This window comes from Mycobacterium sp. ACS4331 (assembly GCF_001667265.1).
In the GTDB taxonomy this organism is placed as follows: domain Bacteria; phylum Actinomycetota; class Actinomycetes; order Mycobacteriales; family Mycobacteriaceae; genus Mycobacterium.
This window is the reverse complement of sequence record NZ_LZHW01000109.1, coordinates 20,270-46,905: the sequence shown is the minus strand read 5'-3', so window position 1 is coordinate 46,905 and position 26,636 is coordinate 20,270. Positions and strand designations below refer to the sequence as shown.

General features: G+C 68.4%; 27 protein-coding genes and 1 tRNA gene. 24 read left to right on the top strand and 4 right to left on the bottom strand.

The window, feature by feature from the left end:
* Window positions 1-184: 184 nt before the first annotated feature.
* The 3 genes from cysD to A5727_RS25995 are packed head-to-tail and all read left to right on the top strand — an operon-like array spanning window position 185 to window position 3,701.
* Window positions 185-1,111 carry a sulfate adenylyltransferase subunit CysD gene (cysD, locus tag A5727_RS26005; protein ID WP_068257541.1) on the top strand — a complete coding sequence of 309 codons (927 nt, stop codon included), beginning with the start codon at window positions 185-187 and terminating at the stop codon, window positions 1,109-1,111.
* Window positions 1,111-2,970, top strand: coding sequence for a sulfate adenylyltransferase subunit CysN (gene cysN / locus A5727_RS26000; protein ID WP_068257538.1), 1,860 nt, complete (start codon window positions 1,111-1,113; stop codon window positions 2,968-2,970). The genes cysD and cysN overlap by 1 nt, the downstream gene beginning before the upstream one ends.
* The gene (locus tag A5727_RS25995) at window positions 2,967-3,701 is read left to right on the top strand and encodes a 3'(2'),5'-bisphosphate nucleotidase CysQ (protein WP_068257534.1); all 735 of its coding nucleotides are present in this window, start codon (window positions 2,967-2,969) and stop codon (window positions 3,699-3,701) included. Before cysN ends, A5727_RS25995 begins: the two co-directional genes overlap by 4 nt.
* On the opposite strand, the gene A5727_RS25990 is transcribed toward A5727_RS25995, so the two are convergent.
* Window positions 3,685-4,893 (bottom strand): sulfotransferase family protein, encoded by a 1,209-nt coding sequence (locus A5727_RS25990; RefSeq protein WP_068257531.1) that lies wholly within the window; start codon window positions 4,891-4,893, stop codon window positions 3,685-3,687. The two genes, A5727_RS25995 and A5727_RS25990, sit on opposite strands and share 17 nt — an antisense overlap.
* Window positions 4,890-5,918 (bottom strand): DUF1214 domain-containing protein, encoded by a 1,029-nt coding sequence (locus tag A5727_RS25985; protein WP_068257528.1) that lies wholly within the window; start codon window positions 5,916-5,918, stop codon window positions 4,890-4,892. Before A5727_RS25985 ends, A5727_RS25990 begins: the two co-directional genes overlap by 4 nt.
* Before the next feature lie 66 nt (window positions 5,919-5,984).
* Here A5727_RS25985 and A5727_RS25980 point away from each other — a divergent pair, with 66 nt between their 5' ends.
* Window positions 5,985-6,584: a cysteine hydrolase family protein gene (locus tag A5727_RS25980; RefSeq protein ID WP_068257525.1), complete on the top strand. Its 600-nt coding sequence runs from the start codon at window positions 5,985-5,987 to the stop codon at window positions 6,582-6,584.
* 26 nt (window positions 6,585-6,610) lie between these two features.
* Window positions 6,611-7,090, top strand: a complete 480-nt coding sequence (locus tag A5727_RS25975; RefSeq protein WP_068257522.1) for an Rrf2 family transcriptional regulator — start codon at window positions 6,611-6,613, stop codon at window positions 7,088-7,090.
* On the opposite strand, the gene A5727_RS25970 is transcribed toward A5727_RS25975, so the two are convergent.
* Complete coding sequence (locus tag A5727_RS25970; protein ID WP_068257519.1) at window positions 7,087-7,305, bottom strand: hypothetical protein; 219 nt, start codon at window positions 7,303-7,305, stop codon at window positions 7,087-7,089. The two genes, A5727_RS25975 and A5727_RS25970, sit on opposite strands and share 4 nt — an antisense overlap.
* A 170-nt stretch (window positions 7,306-7,475) precedes the next feature.
* Between A5727_RS25970 and A5727_RS25965 the strand changes: the two genes are divergently transcribed.
* The 14 genes from A5727_RS25965 to A5727_RS25900 all read left to right on the top strand — a co-directional run bounded on the left by A5727_RS25965 (window position 7,476) and on the right by A5727_RS25900 (window position 19,560).
* Window positions 7,476-8,591: a TDT family transporter gene (locus A5727_RS25965; RefSeq protein ID WP_068257515.1), complete on the top strand. Its 1,116-nt coding sequence runs from the start codon at window positions 7,476-7,478 to the stop codon at window positions 8,589-8,591.
* A 38-nt stretch (window positions 8,592-8,629) separates the two neighbouring features.
* The gene (locus A5727_RS25960; RefSeq protein WP_068257511.1) at window positions 8,630-9,535 is read left to right on the top strand and encodes an LLM class flavin-dependent oxidoreductase; all 906 of its coding nucleotides are present in this window, start codon (window positions 8,630-8,632) and stop codon (window positions 9,533-9,535) included.
* Between the two features lie 28 nt (window positions 9,536-9,563).
* A complete protein-coding gene (locus A5727_RS25955; RefSeq protein WP_068257508.1) occupies window positions 9,564-10,733 on the top strand; it encodes a lactate 2-monooxygenase in 1,170 nt (389 codons plus the stop codon).
* Window positions 10,730-12,343, top strand: a complete 1,614-nt coding sequence (locus A5727_RS25950; protein WP_068257504.1) for a glycoside hydrolase family 13 protein — start codon at window positions 10,730-10,732, stop codon at window positions 12,341-12,343. Before A5727_RS25955 ends, A5727_RS25950 begins: the two co-directional genes overlap by 4 nt.
* Before the next feature lie 3 nt (window positions 12,344-12,346).
* Window positions 12,347-13,000, top strand: coding sequence for a pyridoxamine 5'-phosphate oxidase family protein (locus A5727_RS25945; protein ID WP_068257501.1), 654 nt, complete (start codon window positions 12,347-12,349; stop codon window positions 12,998-13,000).
* 44 nt (window positions 13,001-13,044) lie between these two features.
* On the top strand, window positions 13,045-13,338 hold the full coding sequence (locus A5727_RS25940; protein WP_068257497.1) for a hypothetical protein: 294 nt from the start codon (window positions 13,045-13,047) through the stop codon (window positions 13,336-13,338).
* On the top strand, window positions 13,339-15,162 hold the full coding sequence (locus tag A5727_RS25935; protein ID WP_068257493.1) for a hypothetical protein: 1,824 nt from the start codon (window positions 13,339-13,341) through the stop codon (window positions 15,160-15,162).
* Window positions 15,159-15,587, top strand: a complete 429-nt coding sequence (locus tag A5727_RS25930; protein ID WP_068257490.1) for a hypothetical protein — start codon at window positions 15,159-15,161, stop codon at window positions 15,585-15,587. Before A5727_RS25935 ends, A5727_RS25930 begins: the two co-directional genes overlap by 4 nt.
* Before the next feature lie 76 nt (window positions 15,588-15,663).
* On the top strand, window positions 15,664-15,873 hold the full coding sequence (locus A5727_RS25925) for a hypothetical protein (protein ID WP_157521571.1): 210 nt from the start codon (window positions 15,664-15,666) through the stop codon (window positions 15,871-15,873).
* Between the two features lie 233 nt (window positions 15,874-16,106).
* The gene (locus A5727_RS25920; RefSeq protein ID WP_068257485.1) at window positions 16,107-16,310 is read left to right on the top strand and encodes a cold-shock protein; all 204 of its coding nucleotides are present in this window, start codon (window positions 16,107-16,109) and stop codon (window positions 16,308-16,310) included.
* Window positions 16,311-16,486: 176 nt separating this feature from the next.
* A complete protein-coding gene (locus A5727_RS25915) occupies window positions 16,487-16,915 on the top strand; it encodes a hypothetical protein (RefSeq protein ID WP_068257482.1) in 429 nt (142 codons plus the stop codon).
* 241 nt (window positions 16,916-17,156) lie between these two features.
* Window positions 17,157-18,413 (top strand): hypothetical protein, encoded by a 1,257-nt coding sequence (locus A5727_RS25910; RefSeq protein ID WP_068257479.1) that lies wholly within the window; start codon window positions 17,157-17,159, stop codon window positions 18,411-18,413.
* Window positions 18,414-18,478: 65 nt separating this feature from the next.
* A complete protein-coding gene (locus A5727_RS25905; protein ID WP_068257475.1) occupies window positions 18,479-18,955 on the top strand; it encodes a hypothetical protein in 477 nt (158 codons plus the stop codon).
* Window positions 18,956-19,044: 89 nt separating this feature from the next.
* Window positions 19,045-19,560, top strand: a complete 516-nt coding sequence (locus tag A5727_RS25900; protein ID WP_068257472.1) for an MBOE_33420 family protein — start codon at window positions 19,045-19,047, stop codon at window positions 19,558-19,560.
* 119 nt (window positions 19,561-19,679) lie between these two features.
* On the opposite strand, the gene A5727_RS25895 is transcribed toward A5727_RS25900, so the two are convergent.
* Window positions 19,680-19,752, bottom strand: a tRNA-Arg gene (locus A5727_RS25895).
* 200 nt (window positions 19,753-19,952) lie between these two features.
* On the opposite strand from A5727_RS25895, the gene argS reads away from it, so the two are divergent.
* From argS to thrB, 5 genes are read left to right on the top strand one after another with little or no spacing between them, the layout of a single operon-like run.
* Window positions 19,953-21,605, top strand: coding sequence for an arginine--tRNA ligase (argS, locus tag A5727_RS25890; RefSeq protein ID WP_068257469.1), 1,653 nt, complete (start codon window positions 19,953-19,955; stop codon window positions 21,603-21,605).
* A gap of 35 nt (window positions 21,606-21,640) precedes the next feature.
* On the top strand, window positions 21,641-23,020 hold the full coding sequence (gene lysA / locus A5727_RS25885; RefSeq protein ID WP_231992230.1) for a diaminopimelate decarboxylase: 1,380 nt from the start codon (window positions 21,641-21,643) through the stop codon (window positions 23,018-23,020).
* 4 nt (window positions 23,021-23,024) lie between these two features.
* Entirely contained in the window at window positions 23,025-24,350 is a 1,326-nt protein-coding gene (locus A5727_RS25880) for a homoserine dehydrogenase (protein WP_068257463.1), read from the top strand.
* Window positions 24,347-25,429 (top strand): threonine synthase, encoded by a 1,083-nt coding sequence (gene thrC / locus A5727_RS25875; RefSeq protein ID WP_068257460.1) that lies wholly within the window; start codon window positions 24,347-24,349, stop codon window positions 25,427-25,429. The genes A5727_RS25880 and thrC overlap by 4 nt, the downstream gene beginning before the upstream one ends.
* Window positions 25,430-25,441: 12 nt before the next feature.
* Complete coding sequence (gene thrB / locus A5727_RS25870; protein ID WP_068257457.1) at window positions 25,442-26,383, top strand: homoserine kinase; 942 nt, start codon at window positions 25,442-25,444, stop codon at window positions 26,381-26,383.
* Window positions 26,384-26,636 lie beyond the last annotated feature (253 nt).

The following is a 26,636-nucleotide window of genomic DNA, read 5'->3' as shown; positions in this document are numbered from 1 at the left end:
CCCGCCGACCGCCACCACTCCCCACTCCACCCCCACCTCTTCTTTTCGCCTCGCGGGGGGGGGGGGGGGCGGGGGGGCCCCCCCCCCCCCCCCGCCGAAGCTTTCTTGACTGGACCAGCGCCCGGCTGGCATTCTCTACTGAGTTCATAATCTTGGTCAGATCAACCAACTTTACGAGGAATTGATGACCAGTCAGACCACTCAGCCCGCCGCGGGACAGTACGAGCTGAGCCACCTGCGCGCGCTCGAGGCCGAAGCGATCCACATCATCCGCGAGGTGGCCGCCGAGTTCGAGCGGCCCGTGCTGCTGTTCTCGGGCGGCAAGGACTCCATCGTCATGCTGCACCTGGCGATCAAGGCCTTCGCGCCGGGGCGGCTCCCGTTCCCCGTCATGCACGTGGACACCGGCCACAACTTCGACGAGGTGATCGCCACCCGCGACGCCCTCGTGGAGAAATACGGCCTGCGCCTGGTGGTGGCCAGCGTCGAGGAGGACATCGACGCCGGGCGAGTGGTGGACAACGGGCCCTCCCGCAACCCGCTGCAGACCGTCACGCTGCTGCGCGGTATCCGTGAGAACAGGTTCGACGCCGCGTTCGGCGGGGCCCGCCGCGATGAGGAGAAGGCCCGCGCCAAGGAGCGCGTGTTCAGCTTCCGCGACGAGTTCGGCCAGTGGGACCCGAAGGCCCAGCGACCCGAACTGTGGAACCTCTACAACGGCCGGCACCGCAAGGGCGAGCACATCCGCGTGTTCCCCCTGTCGAACTGGACCGAGTACGACATTTGGGCCTACATCGGCGCTGAGGAGATCACGCTGCCGGCCATCTACTACGCGCACACCCGCCCGGTGTTCCAGCGCGACGGCATGCTGCTGGCGGTGCACGAATTCATGCAGCCACGCGACGGCGAAGAGGTCTTCGAGACCTCGGTGCGGTTCCGCACCGTCGGCGACGTCACCTGCACGGGCTGCGTCGAGTCGACGGCGGCCACGGTCGACGAGGTGATCGCCGAGACAGCGGTGTCGCGGTTGACCGAACGCGGCGCGACCCGCGCCGATGACCGCATCTCCGAAGCCGGAATGGAAGACCGCAAGCGGGAGGGCTACTTCTGATGAGTGCCAACACGACACTTCTGCGCATTGCGACCGCCGGTTCGGTCGACGACGGCAAATCCACCCTGATCGGCCGCCTGCTCTATGACTCGAAGGCCGTCATGGAGGATCAGCTGGCGGCGGTGGAGCGCACCTCGGCCGAACGCGGTAACGACTACACCGACCTGGCCCTGGTGACCGACGGCCTGCGCGCCGAGCGCGAGCAGGGCATCACGATCGACGTCGCTTATCGCTACTTCGCCACGGCCAAGCGGAAATTCATCATCGCCGACACCCCCGGTCACCTGCAGTACACCCGCAACATGGTGACCGGCACGTCCACCGCGCAGCTGGCGATCGTCCTCGTCGACGCGCGGCACGGTCTGCTGGAGCAGTCCCGCCGGCACGCGTTCCTGGCGTCGCTGCTCGGCGTCCAGCACATCGTGCTGGCGGTCAACAAGATGGACCTCATCGACTGGGACCGCGAACGCTTCGACTTCATCCGCGACGAATTCCATGCATTCGCAGCACGTCTGGACATCCACGACGTCACCACCATTCCGCTGTCGGCGCTCAACGGCGACAACGTGGTCACCAAGTCGGACAAGACCCCGTGGTACGACGGACCCGCGCTGTTGAGCCATCTCGAGGACGTCTACATCGCCGGCGACCGCAACCTGGTCGACGTCCGGTTCCCGGTGCAGTACGTGATCCGGCCACAGACCGTCGACCACGCCGACCACCGCAGCTACGCCGGCACGGTCGCCAGCGGTGTGATGCGCCCCGGCGACGAGGTGGTGGTGCTGCCCAGCGGCAAGACCACCAGCATCACCGCGATCGACGGTCCCACCGGTCCGGTGCAGGAGGCCTTCCCGCCGATGGCGGTGTCGATCAGCCTCGCCGACGACATCGACATCAGCCGCGGTGACATGCTCGCCAGGCCGAACAATCAGCCAACGGCGACAAGCGAATTCGACGCCACGGTGTGCTGGATGGCCGACGATTCGGCGCTGGAGCCGGGACGCGACTACGTCATCAAGCACACCACCCGCACCACCCGGGTCCGGGTCAGTGCGCTCGACTACCGGCTCGACGTCAACACACTCCATCGCGACAAGAGCGCGACGGCGCTCAAGCTCAACGAGCTCGGTCGGGTCACGCTGCGCTCTCAGGTGCCGGTGCTGCTCGACGAGTACTCCCGCAACCCGGCGACCGGCTCGTTCATCCTGATCGACCCGGACACCAACGGGACGGTCGCGGCCGGCATGGTCCGCGACACCGCCCCCGCGGCAACCCGCACCTCGACCCCCAACACCGTGCGGCACCAGTCGCTGGTGTCCGCCGAGGATCGCCTGACCAGGGGACGCACGCTGTGGTTCACGGGCCTGTCGGGTTCGGGCAAGTCGTCGATCGCGGTGCTGGTGGAGCAGAAGCTGCTCGAACTCGGCCGTCCCGCATACATTCTCGACGGTGACAACCTGCGCCACGGTCTGAACGCCGATCTCGGCTTCTCGATGGCCGACCGGGCGGAGAACCTCCGGCGCCTGGCGCACATCGCCACACTGATGGCCGACGCCGGGTTGACGGTGCTCGTGCCCGTGATCAGTCCGCTCGAGGAGCACCGCGAACTCGCCCGCAGGGTGCACGCCGACGCCGGCGTGGAGTTCTTCGAGATCTTCGTCGACACGCCGTTGGCCGACTGCGAGGCGCGCGACCCCAAGGGTCTCTACGCCAAGGCGCGATCCGGTGAGATCACGCACTTCACCGGAATCGACAGCCCGTACCAGCGGCCCAAGAACCCCGACCTGCGGCTGACTCCGGAGTTCAGCCCAGACGACGGCGCGCAGCAGGTGGTCGACCTGCTGGAGAGTCGCGGATGACCGACCACGCCTTGGCCGCCAGGCTGGCAGGAGAAGCAGGCGAACTGCTGCTGCGGGTGCGCGACGGACTGGCCGGCGCCACGGGCGAGGAGCGGAAGGCCGCGGGCGACAAGCGTTCCCACGACTTCCTGATGGCGGCTCTGGAGGCCGAGCGGCCCGACGACGAAGTGCTGTCCGAGGAGGGGGTGGACAACCCGAAGCGGCTCACGGCCAACCGGGTGTGGATCGTCGACCCACTCGACGGCACCCGCGAGTTCTCCGAACTGGGCCGCGACGACTGGGCCGTGCACGTGGCGCTGTGGCAGGACGGCGAGCTCATCGCGGGCGCCGTCGCGCTTCCGGCGCAGGGCGTCACGCTGGCCACCCCGACCGTCGCGGCGCCCCCGACGGCTCCGCAGACGCCGCGGATCGTGGTGTCACGCACCCGCCCCCCGGCGATCGCGCTGGCCGTGCGCGATGCGCTCGGTGGCACGCTGGTCGAAATGGGTTCCGCTGGAGCCAAAGTGGCCTCCGTCGTGCAGGGGCTGGCCGATGTCTACGTGCATGCCGGCGGGCAGTACGAATGGGACTCCGCGGCGCCCGTCGCGGTCGCCCGGGCCGCGGGTCTGCACACCTCGCGCATCGACGGGTCGCCCCTGGTCTACAACCAGGAGGACTCGAAACTGCCGGACCTGGTGGTGTGCCGACCGGAACTGGCCGAGGCGGTCCTGCGGGTCACCGCAACGGCATGAAGCTGAATCGCTCCCTGATCTCGTCGGCGTCGATGCCGAACTCCTGCGGGGTGTAGCGGTGTGTGCCGTGCGCCTCCCGCGGGTGCGCTCGGTTGTAGGCGTCGAGGAACCCGTCGAGGTCCCGCGGTGGTGCCATACCGGCCGACGAATACACCGTGGCCAGCGTCTCCTTCGGTGACGAGACCAGGTCCCGGTAGTCGATGTCGACGAATGTCGCGGCGCCCGGCGGCGTCCCCCGGCGTGCCTCGGCCGCACGCCGGAACCACAGTTCACTCTGCGCCACCTGCTGGCGGCCCACCTCGATCGGGTCGACGTCGTCGCTGTAGGTGCTGCGGTAAACCGCGAAGAGGCTGGCGCCCGAAGTCAGCGTCGACACGATGTCGCGGTGGATCTGCACCACAACCACACCCGGGAACGTCTCGATGAGGTGGTCCAACTCGGCCGTGTGGGCCGGGGCCTTGAGCACGAACCGCCGGTCGTCGTGCGTGGCGAGCAGCTGCAGCACCTCACGGTAGCGCGTGTAGGTGCCCGTGAAGTCCTCGGCGGCAAGCCATTGCGCGTAGCTCGGCAGGCGCATCATCGACGTGAAACCCCAGTTGCGCAGGTCGGTGCCCATGCCCAGCACGCACTCCTCGGGCAGCGCCGGGCCCGACGGGTGGACGGTGGCCATGTCGGGGTTGAGGGTGTGCAGCAGCCGGCTGGCGGTGGCACTGATCTCGGCGGGGTTCGGGTGGTCGGGGTCGGTGAACACCCACGGCGACACGAGTTCGGCGGGCAGGGGCGCGTGCAGCCGCGGGTCGGTGCCCAGCAGGCGGTACAGGAAGGTGGTGCCGGTGCGCCATCCTCCGACGATGACGATCGGGGGCGTCAACTCCGGCGGGGCCGGATTGTCGTTGAGACACCTGCGGATTCGCGCGCCCGCCGTCAGCCGGCCGGTCGCCGACTGCAGGGCCATCCGGATGCCGACGGCGTTGAGTCGGCCGTCCTGTTCGGCCGAGCCCAGATACTCCCGCAGTCCGTCGGCCCAGCCGTCCGCGAACAGCGACACCGGGAATTCCCCGCGTCGGGTCGCCCGCTCGGCCACGGCGTCGGGATCGAAGCGGTACCGGTGTGGATTGTCCGCCCGGTCCTTCTCGGCCTCGGCGTAGATCTGCTCCGCCACCGGACTGCGCCGCGGCGCCTGCCATGTCATCGCAACTCCTCAAGCGTCACTCGACGGGCCACGGGCAGTGCGGGTTCGGCGTCGGCGTGCAGGAACCGCAGCACGAACAACCCGAAACCCAGGCCTTCGGTGTCGAGCCAGTCATAGCCGTCGACTCCCGGGTCCTCGGCGGCCAGGACGAACCGGAATCTGCCGTCGATCAGCGTGGTGGACGCTGCGGTGCGCGTCACGGTCCGATGCCGGTGATCCAGCGAGTTCAGAAAGCGGTTGTACAGCACGATGTTCCAGTGCCGGCACGGCGGCGGTACGCCCTCGAGGACCAGGGCCTCCCCGTCCGCGAGGTGCCATGCCCCGCGCAGGTAGTGGATCCCCGGTTCGGTGAAGGCCGCGCCCCCGGCCATCGCCGACCAGTGCCGCACCGAGTTGGGTGACTGCGCATCCTCGGCGATCGAGAGCTGAAAGACCTTGGGCACGTTGGCGATCACGGTGCCCAGTCGCCTCAACGCACGGTCGAGGTCCGCGGGTTCGGGAGGCGCCGAGGCGGTGTCAAGCGCCTCGACACCGCACCACCCCGGCTGTGCCGGGTCCGACCGCAGATGCGCATACCGCACCCACACCGACGAGGACCCGGACGGAAGATCAGTCAGGGTCAGCGTGAGGTTGCCGGCGGCGTCGACCTCGAGGTCGTCGGAGTCCCAGCGGGCCACCGCGGCCGCGTCGGCCACCCCGCTCCCGCTGTACACCGTGATCGACTGGTACACAGAATCCCCGACATTGCCGGTGATCTCATACGAGCGATCGTCGCGGATGTCGGTGATCCAGTACCGGAAATCGGGGTTGTCCATGAAGAACTTCTCGCGCCAGCCGTTGAACGGCGCCAACTCGGGCCGGTCGCGGTCGACTTCCAGTCGGCCCAGCAGGTTGTTGACCGCCCGCACCAGCGCGCGCTGACCGTCGGCGCGGTCCCGCGCGTCGAGGTCGGCGGTCGATTCGGTCAGCGTGTCCCCGGCGGTGCGAAGTCCGTCGACAAAGGCCCGCCACCCCTCACCCGTCACAGCCGTCGAACCTACCGTCCACGGCCCGGGTTCCGAGGAGCTTCGGAGTCGGATAGGTTGCAGGCCATGACCGAGCACCCAACGCTGCGTGCCCTGACCGGACTCCCGGCCCAACCGGAGAGCCTGGCATCGTCCGCGCTGATCCTGATCGACTGCCAGAACACCTACACCCGTGGGGTCATGGAACTCGAGGGCGTGCAGGCGGCCCTTGACGAGGCGGAGGGTCTGCTGGACCGCGCCAGGACCGCGGGCATCCCGATCATTCACATCCAGCACGACGCGGGACCGGGATCGCCCTACGACGTGCGCGACGAGATCGGTGCCATCGTCGACCGTGTCGCGCCGCGCGGTGACGAGCCCGTCGTGGTGAAGAACTATCCGAACTCATTCGTCGCCACGGATCTCGATGAGCGACTCAAGGCCACCGGCGTCCAGAACCTGGTGCTGGCCGGATTCATGACCCACATGTGCGTCAACTCGACCGCGCGCGGGGCGTTCAATCTGGGCTACGCGCCCTCGGTGGTCGCCGCAGCGACCGCGACGCGGGCGCTGCCCGACCCGACCGGCGGGGAGATTCCGGCCTCCTCGGTGCACGCCGCGAGCCTCGCGGCGATCGCGGACCTGTTCGCCGTCGTCGTCCCCGACGCCGCGGCAATCCCGGGCTGACACGCGGCAATGGCAGAATCCGTGTGATGCGGATGTCGGCGAAGGCGGAGTACGCCGTGCGGGCGATGGTCCAGTTGGCGACCGTCGACGCCGGTGAACTGGTCAAGACCGACGACCTGGCCAAAGCTCAGGGAATCCCGCCGCAGTTCCTGGTCGACATCCTGTCGGTGTTGCGCGCCGATCGACTCGTGCGCAGTCACCGAGGCCGCGACGGCGGCTACGAGTTGGGGCGGGGCGCCGACGAGATCAGCATCGCCGACGTTCTGCGCTCAATCGACGGACCACTGGCCAGCGTGCGTGACATCGGCCTGGGTGACCTGCCGTACTCGGGACCGACGGAGGCGCTGACCGACGTGTGGCGGGCGCTGAGGGCCAGTATGCGCGCGGTGCTCGAACAGACCAGCCTGGCCGAGGTGGCCTCAGGGCGCCTGCCGGAGCATGTGTCCGCGCTGGCCGACGACTACCGCACACAGGAGCGCGTACGCGGGCACCGGCCCGCCGGTTAGTCCTGGTCCTGCTTGTCCTGCCCGTATTTGGGGTTGCCGTCCTCATCGAGCCAGTCGTTGACCGCGGTGCCCGTCACGGTGTTGTGCGACCCGGGGAGCACAGCGGTCGGACGGTCCTCGTACGCCTTCGCCATGTCCGCGGCCTTCTCCTTGGCGGACTCGGTGACTTCGACTTTTTCAGGGGGGTTCGTGGTGTCTTCGTCTTGGTCGCTCATGGACAACGGCTAGCCGAAACGCTGATCGGCGAAACAACCCGACTCAGGTTCGTCGTCCTCCCGTCACATGTTCGGGACGGTCGGGACCGTACCCCCGACATCGGGGTGTCTCCGCGGCCGCACTGATCAGCCCGTGGCAGACGAACCCGGTGCAGTACGGTTCTGGGTCCATGGCCACCACTCGCGTCGAAACCCTCGGCAACATCGGGCCCAACTGGTTCTCGGCCGTGATGGGGACGGGCATCGTCGCGACCGCGGGCGCCTCGCTGCCGATGACGATCCCGGGCGTGCGCGGCTTCACTGAGGTCGTCTGGGTTATCGCTGCCGCGCTGCTCGTGGTGCTGGCCGTGGTCGTCGGCGGTCACTGGCTTCGGCATCCGACCGTGGCGCGCAGTCACGCGCGCAACCCGCAGATGGCCCACTTCTACGGTGCGGCGCCGATGGCGTTCGTGACCGTCGGGTCCGGTGCACTGCTGGTGGGCACCGACCTGATCGGTGAGCGACTGGCGGTCGACATCGCCTGGGTGCTGTGGACGGCGGGCACGGTGGGCGGGCTGTTCACCGCCGTCAGCATTCCGTACCTGATGTTCACTCAGCACAACGTCGAACCCGACGCGGCGTTCGGCGGGTGGCTGATGCCGGTGGTGCCGCCCATGGTGTCCGCGGCCGGCGGCGCGCTGTTGATCCCGCACATGGCGCCCGGCACCGGGCAGACCACCATGCTCTACGGCTGCTATGCCATGTTCGGCCTGTCGCTGATCGCATCGCTGGTGATCATCACGATGATCTGGAGTCGGCTGACGCTGTACGGGACCTCGGGGACCGCCCGGGTGCCGACGCTGTGGATTGTGTTGGGCCCGTTGGGGCAGTCGATCACCGTGGTGGGACTCCTCGGCAGCGATGCGGCCAGGACCGCGCCCCCGGAGATCGCCGCCGCGATGAGGGCGTTCGCGATCCTCTACGGCGTCCCGGTCTGGGGCTTCGCGGTGCTGTGGATCGCGCTGGCGACCTCGTTGACCGTGCGCACGCTGCGTCGCGGTATGCCGTTCGCGCTGACGTGGTGGAGCCTGACGTTCCCGGTGGGCACCTTCGTCACGGGCACCACCCAGCTTGCGGTGCACACCCACCTCCCGGCATTCAAGGTCGCCGCGGTGGCGGCCTACGCCGGCCTGCTGACCACGTGGATCCTGGTGGCGAGTCGCACGACCCGCGGCAGCATGCGGGGCAGTCTCTTCCAGCCCCCGCCCGCCGGACCGGTCCGCGCGAGCAAAGATCCGCTCACCTGAGCCGTGCGCGTGCCAGAATCGCGGACGTGCGCGTAGGGATGACGTTGCCGGTCATGGAGCCGGATCTGGACGCCGCGACGCTTCGCGCGTGGGCCACCACCATCGACGAGGGCCCGTTCTCGGCGCTCTGCTGGGGTGAGCGCATCGCGTTCGACAACCCCGACAGCCTGACGCTCCTGGGCGCCATGGCGGCCTGGACCGAACGCGTCGAGTTGGTGACGACGGTGATCGTGCCGCAACTTCACGACCCGGTGATGTGCGCCAAGGCGCTGGCCACCGGCGACATGCTCTCGGGCGGCCGATTGACCGTGGGCATCGGCGTCGGCGGCCGCCATGAGGACTACCGCGCGGTGGGCGCCGACCCGCGCACCCAGACCATGCGCGAGATGGCCGAGCGCGTGGGAATCATGCGCCGGGTGTGGGCGGGGGAGAAGATCACCGAGTCGGTGCTTCCGGTCGGGCCGTCGCCCGTCCAGCCCGGCGGACCGCGACTGCTGGTCGGCACCATCGGGCCCAAGACCGTGCGCAGCGCGGCAGCGTGGGCGGACGGTCTCGCGGGGATCACCATGGACCTCGACGTCGCCGCCCAGAACGAGCTGTTCGACGTGGCGCGGCAGGCGTGGGCCGAGGCGGGTAAACCCGCACCGCACCTGGCCACGTCGTTCTGGTTTGCCTTGGGGGACAAGGACCGTGCCCGCGAGCAGGTCCGCGCACACCTGCTGCGCTACATGAACTGGCTGCCGGCTGACCTCGTCGAGGCCATCGCGCCCACCACGGGGTGGGCCGGCGACGAGGACGAGTTGGCCGCGGTGCTGCGCAGTTTCGAAGCCGTCGGCACCGACGAGATCCATCTGATCCCCACCAGCACGGACATCGACCAACTGAGGCGGGCCGCCGCCGTCGTGGGGGATTTGTGGAGTCCCACCGGCGCCCACCGCCGGTGAGTCTTCACAGATCGAAAGGACTGAAGCGATGACTGCGCCCTACGGTGCCTACCAGTACGAGATCTACTTCCAGGGCCTCACCGGGGTGCTGCCGAGCCTGCCGATGTCCTACGCCGAGCTGGAGGAGCGCGCCCGGCACGCGCTGCCGCCGTCGGTGTGGTCCTACGTGGCCGGGGGTGCCGGAGACGAGAACACCCAGGACGGCAACGTCACGGCCTTCGGTCGGTGGGGGCTCATCCCGCGCATGCTGGTCGGCGCCACGGAGCGCGACCTGTCGGTCGAGCTGTTCGGAAAGCGCTGGCCCGCACCGATCTTCCTGGCGCCGATCGGGGTGATCGCCCTGTGTGCCCAGGACGGCCACGGTGACCTCGCGACCGCGCGGGCCGCGGCGGCCACCGGCGTGCCGATGTGCGCCTCGACCCTGGTCGAGGATCCGATGGAGGACATCGCCGCACAGGTCGGCGACACCCCGGCCTTCTACCAGTTGTACTGCCCCAACGACCGCGACATCGCCGAGAGCCTGGTGCACCGGGCCGAGGCCGCGGGCTACGCCGGGATCGTCGTCACGCTCGACACCTGGATCCCCGGCTGGCGCCCGCGCGACCTGGCCACCGCCAACTTCCCGCAGCTGCGGGGGAAGTGCCTGGCCAACTACACCAGCGACCCGGTGTTCCGGCAGAAGGCCGGCCTGGCCGAGGGCGCTGATCCCCGGGATGCCGTCATGTACTTCGCGAGCGTCTTCGGGAAATCGCTGACCTGGGACGACCTGACCTGGCTGCGGTCGCTGACAAAGCTGCCGCTGATCCTGAAGGGCATCTGCCACCCCGACGACGCCCGCCGCGCCGCCGACTACGGCGTCGACGGCATCTACTGCAGCAACCACGGCGGCAGACAGGCCAACGGCGGCCTGCCCGCCATCGACTGCCTGCCCGGCGTGGTCGAGGCCTCCGGCGAGCTGCCGGTGCTGTTCGACTCCGGGATCCGATCGGGCGCCGATGTCCTGAAGGCATTGGCGTTGGGGGCCAAGGCAGTTGGGATCGGACGCCCTTACGCCTACGGGCTGGCGCTGGGAGGGGTCGACGGCATCGTGCATGTGGTGCGGTCGCTGCTGGCGGAGGCCGACCTGATCATGGCGGTCGACGGCTATCCCGCCCTGGCCGACCTCACGCCCGAGGCCCTGCGCCGCGTGGGCGGTTGAGGTTCGTGCAGTGGTGGGAGACCGCGGTCGTCTACCAGGTCTACATCCGCAGCTTCGCCGACGACAACGGCGACGGCATCGGGGACATCGCGGGCCTGCGCTCCCGACTGCCGTATCTGGCGGCCCTGGGCATCGACGCGGTGTGGATCAACCCCTGGTACCCGTCGCCGATGGCCGACGCCGGCTACGACGTCTCCGACTACCGCGGCATCGAACCGTCCTACGGCACGCTGGCGGAGGCCGAGGCCTTCATCGCCGACGCGCACACCCTGGGGCTCAAGGTGATTCTCGACATCGTGCCCAACCACACCTCCGATCAGCACGAGTGGTTCCAGGCCGCGTTGCGTGACGAACCCGGCGCGCGGCAGCGGTACCTGTTCCGGCCCGGACGCGGCGCCGACGGTGAACTGCCGCCGAACGACTGGGGCAGCATCTTCGGAGGCCCGGCCTGGAGCCGGGTCGCCGACGGCAGTTGGTACCTGCACCTGTTCGCCCCAGGGCAACCAGACCTCAACTGGGAACACCCGCAGGTGCGCGCGGAGTTCGAGGATGTCCTGGCCTTCTGGTTCGACAAGGGCGTCGACGGATTCCGCATCGACGTCGCGCACGGGTTGGTCAAGGCGCAGGGCCTGCCGGACCGCGGCCGCGCCACGGCGACTCATCCGGCCTTCGACCAGGATGGGGTCCACGAGATCTACCGGGGATGGCGGTCGATCGCGGATCAGTATGCGCCGCAACGGGTGTTCATCGCCGAGGCCTGGGTGCCCAGCACTGAGCGGTTGGCGCGGTATCTGCGACCCGACGAACTGCACACCGCGTTCCAGTTCGACTTTCTGCGTGCACCGTGGCGGGCTGAGACCCTGCGCGCGGTGATCGACGACGCGATCACCGGTGCGCAGTCCGTCGGCGCACCGCCGACGTGGGTGCTGTCCAACCATGACGTCCCCCGCACCGTCACCCGGTACTCGCGGTCGCAGCCCGAGGGACTGGTGGAGTCCGAGTGGGAGCGGTCCCGGTGGGCCGAGGAGTCGGCCGATCACGACCTGGGCCGACGCCGCGCCCGGGCGTGCGCACTGCTGCAGTTGGCGCTGCCCGGCACCGCCTACATCTACCAGGGGGAGGAGTTGGGCCTCGAGGAGGTCGAGAACCTGCCCGACGACCTCCGGCAGGACCCCACCTGGGTGCAGTCGGGATTCACCGACGTCGGCCGTGACGGCTGCCGAATTCCGTTGCCGTGGTCGGGAAGCTCTGCCCCGTATGGCTTTTCGCCGCCCGGCGCTGGGCCGACCTGGCTGCCGCAGCCCGATCATTGGGGTGCGCACTCGGTGGCTGTGCAGCAGGACGACGTCGACTCCGTCCTGCATCTGTACCGTCAGGCCCTTGCGTTGCGGCCGGGCCTGTGGGTGGGGGCAGGTGCGGTGCGCTGGCTGGTGAACAACCCCGGAGTGCTGGCGTTCGAGCGTGGTGCGGCCCAGTGCTGGGTCAACGCCGGCGACAGCGAAATCGTGCTGCCCGAGCGGCTTTCGGTGATCCTGGCCTCGGGTCCGCATGCCGATGGCGTCCTGCCGCCGGATACCGCGGTGTGGGTGGCCGCGCCGTGCGACAGTTGACCCATGTCGCAGCCCACGACCCGCATCTCGCGCCTGCCGGAGAAACAGAGCAGGTCCCGGGAGGCGCTCAACGACCTGATGCGCAGCACACCGTTGGCCACCGTCGCGCTGGTGCGCGACGGCCATCCCGCGGTGTTTCCCACCGGCTTCACCAGGGTGGACGACGAACTGGTGATCCACGGATCCACCGGATCGCCCTGGATGCGTGCCCTGGCTGACGGCGTTTCGGCCGCGGTGTCGATCACCACCCTCGATGGCGTCGTGGTGGCCCGCAGCGGGTTCGAGTCGTCGTTTCGCTACCGCAGCGCCACGCTGTTCGGAACGTTCACTCCGGTGGCCGACGCCGACAAGGTCACCTACCTGGAGGCGCTGACCGACGCATTCATCCCGGGTCGGGTCGCCGAACTGCGGGAGAGCACCCGCAAGGAGCTGGCGGCGACGCTGGTGCTGACGCTGCCGATCGGGGAGTCGAACTGGTCGCTCAAGGTCAGCGACGGCTGGCCCGAGGACCCCGAATCGGACGTCGCCGCCGGCGTTTGGGCCGGGGTGGTGCCGTTGACCGCGGTGTACGGCGAACCGGTCGCTGCGCCCGACTGTCCGCAGTCGGTGCCCGTGCCGGAATCGGTGCGTCGAATGGCGAACCGTCCGTTGGCCTGATTCTGGTGAATTGCGGGTCGCGGGGGCGCCCTTAGACTGCTTCCATGGGGGATCTGGACATCCAATTGATTGGATTGCGCACCTTCGCTGCCCAGTGCGGATCGGAGGCGGTCGAGCTCTCCGGTCTAGCGGCGTCGGTCAGCACGGGGCACTTGTATCAGCCGACGACCTCCGCGGTCTCGGCGGTTTCGGCGGCCGTCGACGCCATGGGAGCTCGTCTGAGTGCACGTGCCGAAGCCACAGGGGTGAAGATGGATTCAGCGGCAACAGGTTTCAGTGACAACGAGCGCCGATCGGCGCGACAGATCGCGGCCACCAGTCCCGCGTTCCTCGTGTAGATGCCGGGCTCCGGGACAGCGGCCCTGCCCGGTCGGTCACAGATCGAGGGGTGGGAGACAGCACACCTGACCGCCGCAGCGCGGTCCTGGTCGGAGTCCGCGGATCAGTGGGAGGACGTGTTCCACACCGTTCATCAGAACGCGCTGACTCCGGGCGGGGCGGACTGGGACGGTGCCACCGCCGCCGCCACCGTGGCCCGCACACAGTCCGACAAGATCATGGTCATCGGAATCGCCGATGACCTCCGTGCCGCCGCGTCGGCCGCTACCGTCGGCTCGCGCGAGATTTCGGCGGCCAAAAACGTCGTCCTCGATGCGATCCGGCGAGCCGAGGACGCCGGCTTCGACGTCGGCGAGGACCTGTCGCTGAGCAGTCGAGAAGAGTTCCCGCCGGGCCCCAAATACGACGCCAAGCTGGCGCAGGCCACGCAGTTGGCCGCCGAGATCCGGTCGGCCGCCGCGGCACTGCTCAACGCCGACCAGGCTGCGGCCGGCGCGATCACCGCGGCCGTCGCCGCATTCGAGTCCGTGTCCTTCGCCGAGGTGCCCGGCACACCGCAGGGCCAGGACGGATCCGTGCAGTTGGTGGACAACCGGACCTTCAAAGAGGGGCCGATGTTGTCTCCGACACCCGAACCAGGCGCGGGCGGCGGCGGTGACGGCCCCCCGACGCTCGAGGACATGCTGCTGCCGACGGAACGCGAGGAGCCGGTCGAAGGAGCGATGCCGCCGCAGGCCGCGGTGATCGCGCCGCAGCAGCCCCACCAGCCAGCCGCGCCGAAACTGCAACCGCCGGCGGTGACGGATCCCAAGGCGGTGGAGGAGGGGAAGGCGGCACTGCGGGCCGTCCTGGCCGCGGATGGTGTGCCGCCCGATCAGATCGAGCAGCGGATCAGCGATATGGTCGCCAGCTCCGAGCAGTTCTGGGCGACTTACGATCCGAACGCTCCACTGCCCGCGCCCCCGAAACTCCCGACGCAGCCGGCGCCCGGGTTTGTGGACGGGTTCCGTGATCGCTGGCTGGCCACCGAACAGTCCTTCAAGAACCTGTTCGGCACGGGCGGCCCCAAGGCTCCCGGGGTGTTCGAGTCCTGGCGGGATCTGGTCACCGGCACCGCCGAGGAAATCGGGAAAACCGCCGCGAATCCCCTCCATCCCCTGCTGAGCGAGGTCCAGAATGCGATGGACGCACCGAGTCTGGCGTACTACGCCGGTGAGAAGGGTGCCGACGGTGCGATGACGGCGCCGGCGCTGATCTTCGGCCCAGAAGCAGGGCTGTTGCGGTCCGGTGCGTTGCACGGCCTCGACCTGCCGGAGATGGACACTCCCGCTCCCCATGTTCCCGACGGCCCGACGCTGGGGCACGGCCCGACCAGCGCGCACCTGACGCCGTTCGAGATCTCCGATCCCATCGACACGTCGCGCCCGGAGTTCGGGTTGGACAACCCAACGCAGTACATGCCGCCCGGACTGCGCGTTCTGACGGAGCAGCACCTATCGGGCTCAGGAGAGACCGTCCTTGGGCCCTTCGCTCCTCGAGATGGCGGCCCGTCGTACATCGACGTGGCCAAGGAGCGCGGCGCCAGCTACTTCGATCTGGGGGCGGACTGGTACTCCTACACACCGCAGCAGCAGCTTGCCGCGAATCAGCACGTCCTAGACATGGCGATCGCGAATCACGACACCATCACGTTGTCCGTGCCGTTCCACAAGGTGCTCCCGGACACCTACACGGGCGCCGAACTGCGGTATCTGCTGGACCATGGCTACCAGCTGGTCAGTGACACTAAGCTGGTGCCTCCGAAGATCGAAGGCGGCTCATGACAAGGCTTCTCGAGTTCATCGCTCAGTATCTGCAGGTGCTGTACCTCAATCCCGCGTATCGCTTCACCAATTCCCGCTCCCGTGGGTTGGCCGATATCGACGCCTCGATCACATTGTCCGGTGAGAGGTTGGCGTGGGTGGTGTCGAATGATCGTGGTCAGTTCGAGATCTCGGTTGCGCCGACGCGTGTCGGTGGCGAGGACGACTGGTTCTGGCTTTCGGTCCTCCGCCAGTACCTCGGCGGAGGGGACGACACGGAACAGGGCTCCATCCTGGATCAGGTCAGTTGGCTCGCAACCAGCCTGCCGGCCATCGAGGGCCTCTTCGCCGACGATAGGCGAGCGGCGGAGGTGTGCGCCGAACTGAACGATCTCCAGCGCGCGAACGCGTACAAGAACTGGGGAATCCCCCGCCCTGAGGCGTGATGTGGCGCGTCGCGTTGCGGCTGCACTGAGGGGCGGGAGCCAGCTACTTCGACCTGGCCCGGACAGGTGGTTCCGGTTGTCGCTGATTTGTCAGCACCTCGAAGGGCACCAGGACATCGCGTACCTCTCGGCAGCCGATGAGATGTCGTGGTTCGCGCAGAACCGTCAGCGCGTCACTGAACTCCTCTCCGACTCCGGCACCATCGAAGCCAACTGCGCGAAGCTTCAGGACCTGAAGCGGTCCAACGCCGACAAGGAGTGGGGAATCGCGTCTCCGCAGGGGTGACGTTCGACTGACGCCCGTTCCACCCGCAGATCAGGCCCGTGCTTCCGGGGTTCGTTCGCTGTCGTTTGCGCCAGTTGCGCTGTTGGGCACTATTTTTGGTTGGAAACCAACGATTTTCGTCAGCGTCAGGACCTCGGGTGTGGATCATGTCGATTCGCCTGCGTGGGTTTCCATGCTAGGCTGACCACGCGCGCTTGCTAGTTGCTGCGCATTTGATTGAGAGAAGAAATTCAATGGCACAGGGCACTGTGAAATGGTTCAACGGCGAAAAGGGCTTCGGCTTCATCGCTCCTGACAACGGCTCGGCGGACGTCTTCGTCCACTACAGCGAGATCACCGGCGGCGGCTTCCGCACGCTCGAGGAGAACGCTCGAGTCCAGTTCGAGATCGAACAGGGCGCCAAGGGTCCTCAGGCAGTTGGCGTTTCGACCATCTGATCTGACACACAGACTTGAGACGCTGGTGCGGAGCAATCCGCACCAGCGTTCTTCTTTTCTGGGCATGTCACTGATTTTCCTTGTGCCACAACAGTTCAGACGCACTGTTCTGTCACATCTTCGTTCTCTCAATGCTTTCCGCGCATAATGTTCGCCCCGTTCGGCTACACTGACATATGGGCAGAATCCAACCGCTGACATGGTTCTTCACGTTGGAGATGCGTGTTCAGGCCAAACTGCTTGCGCACCCGCACGGTTACCTCTCCGAAGCCGTCGCAGCGTCGATACCGCGGCGTGCCGACCTGGTCCGTGACGACGACTCCCGCCAGAGGTCGCGACGCTGGCAACTCCGTTCGGCAGAGGCGATCCGTCTGGAGGAGGAACGCCTGCGGCTGGACGGCTGGTGGACGAGCCTGTGTGAGCTGACCAGGAGAGCTCTGCTCGACCATCGTGGCGCCCAGGTCCCAGCGAGGTATCGAGACGCCGTCGCCGACCTCGACCCCCGCGGCGCACCACCCAGCGGGGACGCCGACGCTCCATTCGCCCTGACGGGCATCACCGCGGCCTACGTGGAAATGGTCGCCATCGGCGCCGACACGCGATAGCGCCGCCAGAGCACCGATACGCGGCAGCGCCGCCAACCAACTTCGAAGGATTGATCATGACGTATCTGCACCGCACCTGCCGCAGCCCAGGTTGTGCCCAGAATCCGGCACCGGGAAGCCGGCACTGCCGCGACCACGGCATCGTCAAGCACGAACAGCGGTAGGGGCAGCACCCTGGATTGAACCCGTCGGCGCGGCTCTTCGTGGCGTCTGCATCACCGTCGATCTCTCAGGGGGCGCCATGCAGGCACGGACGCGACCGCGCGCAGGTTTCGCCGCCACGGGGGTGGCCGTCGTGGGCATCGCCGCCCTGATGGCCGCGCCCCTGGATCCCGTCATCGCCTCCCCACCGCCGCCGGTCCTGATGCAGGACGTTCGGTTGACTGCCGCTCCGGTGCCGCCGGGTGGGCTGATCGTCAGCTTTCTGCGCAACCAGGTCACCTACTGTTCGATCATCTGCCCGCTGCTGGTCGAGACCGGCGTGACAGCGGGAACGACGGCGCTGCAGGCCCCGGCCACGTTCCTGACCGCGTTGCAGTCCAATGACCTGCTGAAGGCGATCGGCATCGCCGCCGCATCCGTCACGGGCCCGACCAACGCCGCGGCGGCCGCCGCGATCCTCGCCGACGGCACCCTGGTGGCTCCGCGGGCGCTGAACGCCTTCGAGGTCGGGGTGGTCGGCCTGATGAACATCATCCCGGCCGCCGCGGACGGACTGCCCGGGATCATCGCAGCCATCCAGACCGCGCGCCAGGACACCTTCACCGCGCTCAACCTGCCGATCGTGCCCAATCCGACGGCCACCGCGGCACCCGAGGGTGTCGTACAGGTCGCCGTGATCGGTGCGATCAACGTGGTCGGCGCGGTCATCTTCCCAGCGTTCAACGAGGTGCTGTCGGCGGTCTTCGAGGTTCCCGACGCCGTGGCGCAGGAACTCGCGGTCAGCGGCGATCCGGTCCGGGCGGTGGGTGCGGGGGTCGACACCGCGGCGCGGGCGCTGACCGATGCCGGCACCATCGTCGCGGGCGCGGTGGTCAAGGCCGTCGACGACGTCCGCGCGGAGGTCGGGCAGGCGCGCTCCTCAGGGCGGGTGCTGCAGGTACCGGGTCCCACGGGAGTGACGGCCGCAGGTGGGACGCCTGCGAGGGTGACGCCTGCGGACATGACACCGACCGGCGCCCCTGCGGACATGACGGCGGCCGGCGCCCCTGCGGACGGGGTTCGTCCGCACCCGGCCACTGGGGCCACAGTCAAACCGACTCGGTCCGCCGGGGCGAAGGCTTTCGGCGATCCGCAGAAGGACAGCGAGGACGCGCCACCCGTGGACCGGCACGAGTCCACGCCGTCACACGCACCCTTCAAGCGCGCGCTGCCGCGATTGTCGGATCAGCCCAGGCACGCCGTCGACCAGACGCCCAGGGGCGAGCACCACCCGTCGCTCGGTCAGAGGATCGCCGACCGGCTCAAGCCGTCGAAGCCCGCCGACCACCAGAGGTGAAGGGCACCCTGGGGCTCCGGTGATTCGTGCGATGGGTGCCGTCTCGCCGTACATAGGCTGTATCGATGGGGCTTCCGGACTGGTCGCGGGGGAAGATCACGCTGGCAATGGGTGCCGTGGCGGCGCCCGTTGCTCTGGTCCTGATCCTGACCGCGCCGCGGGACGACGTGCCGAGTGCGGACTGCCAACGCGTCGATGATGCCGCGCATCACCTCGCGGCGGTCTTTCCGGGCGTGCTGCAGGGGATGGGCGGCACCGCCGACCCCAACCTGCCCCGAAAGGCCGCCGAGGCGGAGACCGCGATCCGGACCGAAGCAGCAGCGATCCAGGATTCGGAAGTGAAGACCACCGTGCTGGCGCTCGCCGAGGCGGTGCACCGCATCAGCCGCGGCAGTCCCAGCGCGCCCCCGAGCGGATTCCCGGACCGAGACTTCATCGGTGGTTACCAGGATTCGACCGCGGCGCTGCACGCGGTGAAGCTCCTGTGCCCGAATGTCGGCACCGATGCGATGCCGGCCGACATGCCAGCCCTGCCGAACTGACACCCAGGCGAGTCCTTCAACCCAAGTGCTCATCGGGTGAATCGAGAAGATGCTCCGCCAAGCGTGCGTTCATGTGCTAACCAGGCACCATGAGGGAACTGGTCGTGATCGGCGTGCTGGCCGCAACTGCCGTCGCGACCGTGTCGCCGCTGGCTCGCGCGGATCGCACCGAACCGCCGCCGCTCTACGGCCACTACAACCTCACCGTCGACTTCGCCAAACAGACCTTCAACGGCACACCGACTCCGATGGAGTCGAAGACCTTTCCCGTCTCCTTCACGACCACCTGCGACGCCAACGGGTGCATCGCGCGCATGGACAACAGCGATGACCAGAAACGCAATCCCGGCGCGCCGCTGGAGTTCGAGTACCGCTGGTCCAACGGCCGGTGGGAGACCAGTGGTGAGCAGCCCTACCTCTGCACGCGCACCGACCCCGACAGCGGCGTACCGTCGCGCCGCTCGGACTACTGGATCCCGAACGGCGACGGCAGCTTCCACGGCGAACGCACGCTCGTCCTCGACGGCGCGGGCTGCCCAGGTGAGGGACCGGGCACCCACTGGGTGCCGATCTCGCTGATGCCGATCGACGCCCTGCCGGAATAGGAGAGGACCGGCAGAGGCCGCGCACCAAAGTGACGTAGTCGGACGCAGCATTCGTATATGCCGCGGAGCACGCCGGTCTCAGATACACAGAAACCGCCTGCGATCAGGCGGTTGATGAGTGCCCCCGGCAGGATTCGAACCTGCGGCCTTCTGCTCCGGAGGCAGACGCTCTATCCCCTGAGCTACGGGGGCGCACTGGTGCGCCATTGGGCCTGCACAGACTAACCCATCACGACGGCCAGTCCGAATCCGATCCGCTCCTGTCGCGAGCGTGCGCAGACCACGGTCCCGCCGCGGCGTGTCGGTCGGGGACATGCACGCTCGCGCTGAAGGGGCCGTCGAGCGGTAACTGATTCGGGACCTGACCACCCCAGACCATAGGATGGACACCCGTGACCCCTGCCGATCTGGCCGAGCTGCTGAAGAACACCGCCGCCGCGGTGCTGGCCGCCCATGACCTCGATGCCGCCGCGCTGCCCGCCACCGTGACCGTCGAGCGTCCCCGCAACCCCGAGCACGGTGACTACGCCACCAACCTCGCGCTGCAGGTCGCCAAGAAGGTCGGCGCCAACCCCCGCGAGCTGGCCGGCTGGCTCGCCGAGGCACTGGCTGCGGCCGACGGCATCGCGTCGGCCGAGGTGGCCGGCCCCGGTTTCGTCAACCTGAGGCTGGAAGCCTCGGCCCAGAACACCCTCGTCCAGAACGTCATCTCCGCAGGCCAGGGCTATGGCCGCAGCGACGCGCTGGCGGGTACCAAGATCAACCTCGAGTTCGTCTCGGCCAACCCGACCGGGCCGATTCACATCGGCGGCACCCGCTGGGCCGCCGTCGGCGACGCGCTGGGCCGGCTGCTGTCCACCCAGGGCGCCGACGTCGTGCGCGAGTACTACTTCAACGACCACGGTGCCCAGATCGACCGCTTCGCTCGCTCCCTGGTCGCCGCGGCCAAGGGGGAGCCCGCCCCTGAGGACGGCTACGCCGGCGCCTACATCGTCGACATCGCCGCGCAGGTCCAGGCCAAGGTTCCCGATGTGATGAGCCAGCCCGCCGACGAGCGGCAGGAGACCTTCCGCGAGATCGGCGTCGACCTGATGTTCACCCACATCAAGGAGTCGCTGCACGAGTTCGGCACCGACTTCGACGTGTTCACGCACGAGGATTCGATGCACACCTCGGGCCGTGTGGACGAGGCCATCGCCCAGCTGCGCCGCACCGGAAACATCTACGAGAAGGATGGTGCGACCTGGCTGCGCACCACCGAGTTCGGTGACGACAAGGATCGCGTCGTCATCAAGAGCGACGGGCAGCCCGCCTACATCGCCGGTGACCTGGCCTACTACCTGGACAAGCGGGCCCGCGGCTTCGACCTGTGCATCTACATGCTCGGCGCGGACCACCACGGCTACATCGCCCGGCTGAAGGCCGCCGCCGCGGCCCTGGGCGACGATCCCGACACCGTCGAGGTGCTGATCGGTCAGATGGTCAACCTCGTGCGCGACGGCCAGCCGGTTCGGATGAGCAAGCGGGCCGGCACCGTCATCACGCTCGACGACCTGGTCGAGGCGCTCGGTGTGGACGCCGCCCGCTACTCGCTGACCCGCAGTTCGGTGGACACCCCGATCGACATCGACCTCGAACTGTGGTCCTCGGCCTCCAGTGAGAATCCGGTCTACTACGTCCAGTACGCGCACGCCCGGCTCTCGGCGCTGGCCCGCAACGCCGCAGAACTGGGCCTGTCGGCCAGCACCGAACAGCTCGGACTGCTCACCCACGACAAAGAGGGCACGCTGATCCGCAGCATCGGCGAGTTCCCGCGCGTGCTCAAGACCGCCGCGGATCTGCGTGAGCCGCACCGGATCTGCCGCTACCTCGAGGACCTGGCCGGCGACTACCACCGGTTCTACGACGCGTGCCGCGTGCTGCCCCAGGGCGACGAGGAGCCGACCGCCCTGAACGCAGCACGCCTTGCGTTGTGCCAGGCCACGCGTCAGGTCATCGCCAACGGTCTGTCGATCCTCGGCGTCAGCGCACCGGAGCGGATGTGAACGCGCATCCCGCCGGGCCCCGGCATGCCGAGGAGATCCACCACGCGGGAGCGCCGGCCAAGCCGCAGTCCCCGGAGGACATCCTGCTGCTGGCGCCGAATGTCTGGCCGCGCAACCTGGTTCGCGGCGCGGACGGAGAGGTGTCGATCGCGGGTGTGACGGTCGGCGAACTCGCGCGTGAATACGGCACACCGTTGTTCGTGATCGACGAGGACGACTTCCGGTCGCGCTGCCGCGAGATCGCCGCCGCGTTCGGCGGGGGAGAGTACGTCAACTACGCCTCAAAGGCCTTCCTGTGCAGCGAGATCGCGCGCTGGGTCGCCGAGGAGGGGCTGTCGCTGGATGTGTGCAGCGCCGGTGAACTCGCCGTGGCACTGCACGCCGACTTCCCGCCGGAGCGCATCGCCCTGCACGGCAACAACAAGTCGGTCTCGGAGTTGACGACGGCGGTCAAGGCCGGCGTCGGCCACGTCGTGCTGGACTCGATGATCGAGATCGACCGGCTCGACGCGATCGCCGGTGAGGCCGGTGTGGTGCAGGACGTGTTCCTGCGCGTCACCGTCGGTGTCGAGGCGCACACACACGAATTCATCTCCACCGCCCACGAGGATCAGAAGTTCGGTCTGTCGCTGGCCAGCGGCGCCGCGATGGCCGGCGTGCGCCGGGTCTTCGAGACCGACAACCTGCGCCTCGTGGGTCTGCACAGCCACATCGGTTCGCAGATCTTCGACGTCGCGGGCTTCGAGATCGCCGCGCACCGCGTGCTGGGCCTGCTGCGTGACGTCGTCGCAGAGTTCGGTGTCGACAAGACCGCGCAGATATCGACCGTCGACCTCGGTGGGGGACTGGGTATTTCGTACCTGCCGCACGACGATCCGCCGCCCATGTCGGAATTGGCGAGCAAGCTGCACCAGATCATCGAGAGCGAGGCCGCCGCCGTCGGTCTGCCCACCCCGCGCCTGGTGGTCGAACCCGGCCGCGCGATCGCCGGACCCGGCACCATCACGTTGTATGAGGTCGGCACCGTCAAGGACGTGGCGATCAGCCCGACCGCCCAACGTCGCTACGTCAGCGTCGACGGCGGGATGAGCGACAACATCCGCACCTCGTTGTACGGGGCCGAGTACGACGCCCGCCTGGTGTCACGATTCAGCGACGCCGGACCCGTTCTTGCGCGAATCGTGGGCAAGCACTGCGAGAGCGGTGACATCGTGGTCCGGGACACCTGGGTGTCTGAGGACATCGCTCCCGGCGATCTGCTGGCGGTTGCGGCCACCGGTGCGTACTGCTATTCGATGTCGAGTCGATACAACCTGTTGGGTCGACCCGCGGTGGTGGCCGTGCGCGCCGGCGTCGCGCGCCTGGTGCTGCGTCGGGAGACGGTCGACGATCTGTTGAGTCTGGAAGTGAGGTGATCGCATGAGCGCATCCGAAAAGCCGGTTGGCATAGCGGTGTTGGGCCTGGGCAACGTCGGCAGCGAGGTGGTCCGGATCCTGGGGGACAGTGCCGAGGACTTGGCCGCCCGGGTGGGCGCACCTCTGGTGCTGCGCGGGGTCGGAGTGCGCCGCGTCTCCGAGGACCGCGGGGTCCCGGTCGACCTGCTCACCGATGACATCGAAGCCCTGGTGGCGCGTGACGACGTGGACATCGTGGTCGAGGTCATGGGCCCGGTCGAACCTGCGCGCAAGGCGATCCTGGCCGCGCTGGCGAGCGGGAAGTCTGTCGTCACGGCCAACAAGGCCCTGCTGGCCCAGTCCACCGGTGAACTGGCGCAGGCCGCCGAGCAGGCCCGCGTCGACCTGTACTTCGAGGCCGCCGTCGCCGGTGCGATCCCCGTGATCCGCCCCCTGACCCAGTCGCTGGCCGGTGACACCGTGCTGCGGGTGGCCGGCATCGTCAACGGCACCACGAACTACATCCTGTCGGCCATGAACGACACCGGCGCCAGCTACGACAACGCGCTCGCCGACGCCAGCGCGCTCGGGTACGCCGAGGCGGACCCGACCGCCGACGTCGAGGGCTACGACGCGGCCGCCAAGGCCGCCATCCTGGCCTCGATCGCCTTCCACACCCGGGTCACCGCCGACGACGTCTACCGCGAGGGGATCACCAAGGTCACCGCAGAGGACTTCGAATCGGCGAAGGCCCTGGGCTGCACCATCAAACTGCTGTCGATCTGCGAGCGGATCACCAATGGTGATGGCCAGGAGTGTGTTTCGGCCCGGGTCTATCCGGCGCTGGTGCCGCTGGACCATCCGCTGGCCGCGGTCAACGGCGCGTTCAACGCCGTCGTGGTCGAGGCGGAGGCCGCGGGCCGCCTGATGTTCTACGGCCAGGGTGCCGGCGGGTCCCCCACCGCGTCGGCCGTCCTGGGCGACCTCGTGATGGCCGCACGCAACCGCGTCCAGGGTGGCCGCGGCCCGCGCGAGTCCAAGTACGCGCAGTTGGCGATCGCGCCCATCGGCGTGGTGCCCACGCGCTACTACGTCAGCCTCTACGTCAGCGACAAACCGGGCGTGTTGTCCTCAGTGGCCGCCGAATTCGCCAAGCGTGAGGTCAGCATCGCCGAGGTGCGCCAGGAGGGCGTGGTCAATCAGGGCGGCGAGCGGGTCGGTGCCCGCATCGCGGTGCTGACGCATCGCGCCACCGACGCCGCATTGAGCGAAACCATCACCGCGCTCGGGGATCTCGACGCGGTTTCGAGCGTGGCCAGTGTGCTGCGAATGGAAGGAGCGGGCGAATGAGCGCCCCCAAGACCACGGTGCACTCGGCATGGCCGGGCCTGATCGAGGCCTACCGGGACCGTCTGCCGGTGGCCGCCGACTGGACTCCGATCACCCTGCTGGAGGGTGGCACGCCGCTGATCCATGCCAAGCGCCTCTCGGAGTACACCGGTTGCACGGTGCACCTCAAGGTCGAGGGCCTGAACCCGACCGGGTCGTTCAAGGATCGCGGCATGACCATGGCCGTCACCGACGCGGTGGCCCGCGGCCAGCAGGCCGTGCTGTGCGCCTCCACGGGCAACACCTCGGCTTCGGCCGCGGCCTACGCGGCGCGTGGCGGCATCACCTGCGCGGTGCTGATCCCGCAGGGCAAGATCGCGATGGGCAAGCTGGCTCAGGCGGTCATGCACGGCGCGAAGATCATTCAGATCGACGGCAACTTCGACGACTGCCTCGAGTTGGCCCGCAAGCTGACCGCCGACTACCCGACGATCGGACTGGTCAACAGCGTCAACCCGGTCCGGATCGAGGGGCAGAAGACCGCGGCCTTCGAGATCATGGACGTGCTCGGGCGCGCCCCCGATGTGCACTCGCTGCCGGTGGGCAACGCCGGCAACATCACCGCCTACTGGCGGGGCTACTCGGAGTACCACCGCGACGGCGTCACCGACTCGCTGCCCAAGATGCTCGGCACGCAGGCGGCCGGGGCGGCCCCCCTGGTCCACGGCGCACCGGTCAAGGACCCGGAGACCATCGCGACCGCCATTCGGATCGGGTCGCCGGCGTCCTGGGCGGGTGCCGTCGAGGCGCAGCAGCAGTCGAACGGGCGGTTCCTGGCAGCCACCGACGAGGAGATCCTGGCCGCCTACCACCTGGTGGCCCGCACCGAGGGTGTCTTCGTCGAACCGGCATCGGCCGCAAGCATCGCGGGTCTGCTGAAGTCGGTCGAGGACGGCTGGGTGGCCAAGGGTTCGACCGTGGTGTGCACCGTCACCGGAAACGGCCTGAAGGACCCGGACACCGCCCTCAAGGGAATGCCGACGGTCACGGCGGTGCCGGTGGATCCGGCCGCGGTCGTGGAGAAGCTGGGTCTGGAATAACGTGGTTGCGCGATGACCCAGACACTGCCCGCCGGACTCGTGGCGCACGCCGTGGTGGCAGCCTCCAGTGCCAACCTGGGCCCGGGCTTCGACAGCCTCGGTCTGGCCCTGGGGATGTACGACGAGATCACCGTTGAGACAACGGATTCCGGCCTGACGGTGCACGTGGAGGGCGAGGGCTCCGGTCATGTGCCCGAAGGTCCCGACCATTTGGTGGTGCGTGCGGTGCAGCGCGGCCTGGATGCCGCCGGTCTGCGTGCAGGCGGGCTGATTCTTCGGTGCCGCAACGTGATCCCGCATTCTCGTGGCCTGGGTTCGTCGGCCGCGGCAGTGGTCGGCGGCTTGGCCGCTGCCAATGGTCTTGTGGCACAGACGGATTGCGTACCGGCCGACACGGACACCCTCGTGCAGTTGTCCTCGGAGTTCGAGGGTCATCCCGACAACGCGGCGGCCGCCGTGCTCGGCGGTGCCGTGGTGTCCTGGATTCAGGAGGGGGAGCGGACCGAGTATTCGGCTGCAGGGGTGCGGTTGCACCCTGACATCCACCTGTTCGCCGCGATCCCCGAGGTGCGGTCATCGACGGCCGAGACGCGCGTCCTGCTGCCCGAGCAGGTCAGCCACGCCGACGCGCGGTTCAACCTGAGTCGGGCCGCGCTGCTGATGGTGGCCCTGACCGAACGGCCGGACCTGCTGATGCCCGCGACCGAGGATGCGCTGCACCAGTCGCAGCGTGCCCCGGCCATGCCCGCATCGGCGGAATATCTGACGATGCTCCGGCGTTGTGGTCTTGCGGCGGTGCTCTCCGGTGCCGGACCTACGGTCCTGGTGCTGGCCACCACACCCGAACTGCCGGCAGAGATCGTCGAGCACGGTGTCGGGCTCGGATTCACCGTCAAACAGATGAACGTCGGCGACGGAGTTCGCTGGACGTCCGGGGTTCCCGCCGCGACCTGACGACAGGACCGGTGAGGCACGCGGGGCGGGTTTCTTGCTTCCGGCAACGATGCAGGCTATCCTCGGTCCCGTCCCGGCAATTCGCAGCTTCTTCTGCGCCGACACTAGGACGACCACTCACTTCTCGTGTCTCACTCGTGTACCGACGGTTCGTCGTACAGCCGCGAATCTCGGTGATCATCGTTTTGTGACCCAGATGGTGGCACGTCGTGCCCAGTGGTTGCTGGACATACCGAACCCTCGCTCACATGCA

Coding starts and splice junctions, on each gene's coding strand:
- cysD (WP_068257541.1), top strand. CDS start 185: ATGACCAGTCAGACCACTCAGCCCGCCGCGGGACAGTACGAGCTGAGC.
- A5727_RS25975 (WP_068257522.1), top strand. CDS start 6,611: ATGCGGATGTCGGCGAAGGCGGAGTACGCCGTGCGGGCGATGGTCCAG.
- A5727_RS25995 (WP_068257534.1), top strand. CDS start 2,967: ATGACCGACCACGCCTTGGCCGCCAGGCTGGCAGGAGAAGCAGGCGAA.
- A5727_RS25970 (WP_068257519.1), bottom strand. CDS start 7,305: ATGAGCGACCAAGACGAAGACACCACGAACCCCCCTGAAAAAGTCGAA.
- A5727_RS25880 (WP_068257463.1), top strand. CDS start 23,025: ATGAGCGCATCCGAAAAGCCGGTTGGCATAGCGGTGTTGGGCCTGGGC.
- A5727_RS25935 (WP_068257493.1), top strand. CDS start 13,339: ATGCCGGGCTCCGGGACAGCGGCCCTGCCCGGTCGGTCACAGATCGAG.
- A5727_RS25915 (WP_068257482.1), top strand. CDS start 16,487: ATGGGCAGAATCCAACCGCTGACATGGTTCTTCACGTTGGAGATGCGT.
- A5727_RS25920 (WP_068257485.1), top strand. CDS start 16,107: ATGGCACAGGGCACTGTGAAATGGTTCAACGGCGAAAAGGGCTTCGGC.
- thrB (WP_068257457.1), top strand. CDS start 25,442: ATGACCCAGACACTGCCCGCCGGACTCGTGGCGCACGCCGTGGTGGCA.
- A5727_RS25980 (WP_068257525.1), top strand. CDS start 5,985: ATGACCGAGCACCCAACGCTGCGTGCCCTGACCGGACTCCCGGCCCAA.
- A5727_RS25990 (WP_068257531.1), bottom strand. CDS start 4,893: ATGACATGGCAGGCGCCGCGGCGCAGTCCGGTGGCGGAGCAGATCTAC.
- A5727_RS25955 (WP_068257508.1), top strand. CDS start 9,564: ATGACTGCGCCCTACGGTGCCTACCAGTACGAGATCTACTTCCAGGGC.
- thrC (WP_068257460.1), top strand. CDS start 24,347: ATGAGCGCCCCCAAGACCACGGTGCACTCGGCATGGCCGGGCCTGATC.
- A5727_RS25940 (WP_068257497.1), top strand. CDS start 13,045: ATGGGGGATCTGGACATCCAATTGATTGGATTGCGCACCTTCGCTGCC.
- A5727_RS25945 (WP_068257501.1), top strand. CDS start 12,347: ATGTCGCAGCCCACGACCCGCATCTCGCGCCTGCCGGAGAAACAGAGC.
- A5727_RS25900 (WP_068257472.1), top strand. CDS start 19,045: ATGAGGGAACTGGTCGTGATCGGCGTGCTGGCCGCAACTGCCGTCGCG.
- A5727_RS25930 (WP_068257490.1), top strand. CDS start 15,159: ATGACAAGGCTTCTCGAGTTCATCGCTCAGTATCTGCAGGTGCTGTAC.
- A5727_RS25965 (WP_068257515.1), top strand. CDS start 7,476: ATGGCCACCACTCGCGTCGAAACCCTCGGCAACATCGGGCCCAACTGG.
- A5727_RS25960 (WP_068257511.1), top strand. CDS start 8,630: ATGACGTTGCCGGTCATGGAGCCGGATCTGGACGCCGCGACGCTTCGC.
- cysN (WP_068257538.1), top strand. CDS start 1,111: ATGAGTGCCAACACGACACTTCTGCGCATTGCGACCGCCGGTTCGGTC.
- A5727_RS25905 (WP_068257475.1), top strand. CDS start 18,479: ATGGGGCTTCCGGACTGGTCGCGGGGGAAGATCACGCTGGCAATGGGT.
- A5727_RS25910 (WP_068257479.1), top strand. CDS start 17,157: ATGCAGGCACGGACGCGACCGCGCGCAGGTTTCGCCGCCACGGGGGTG.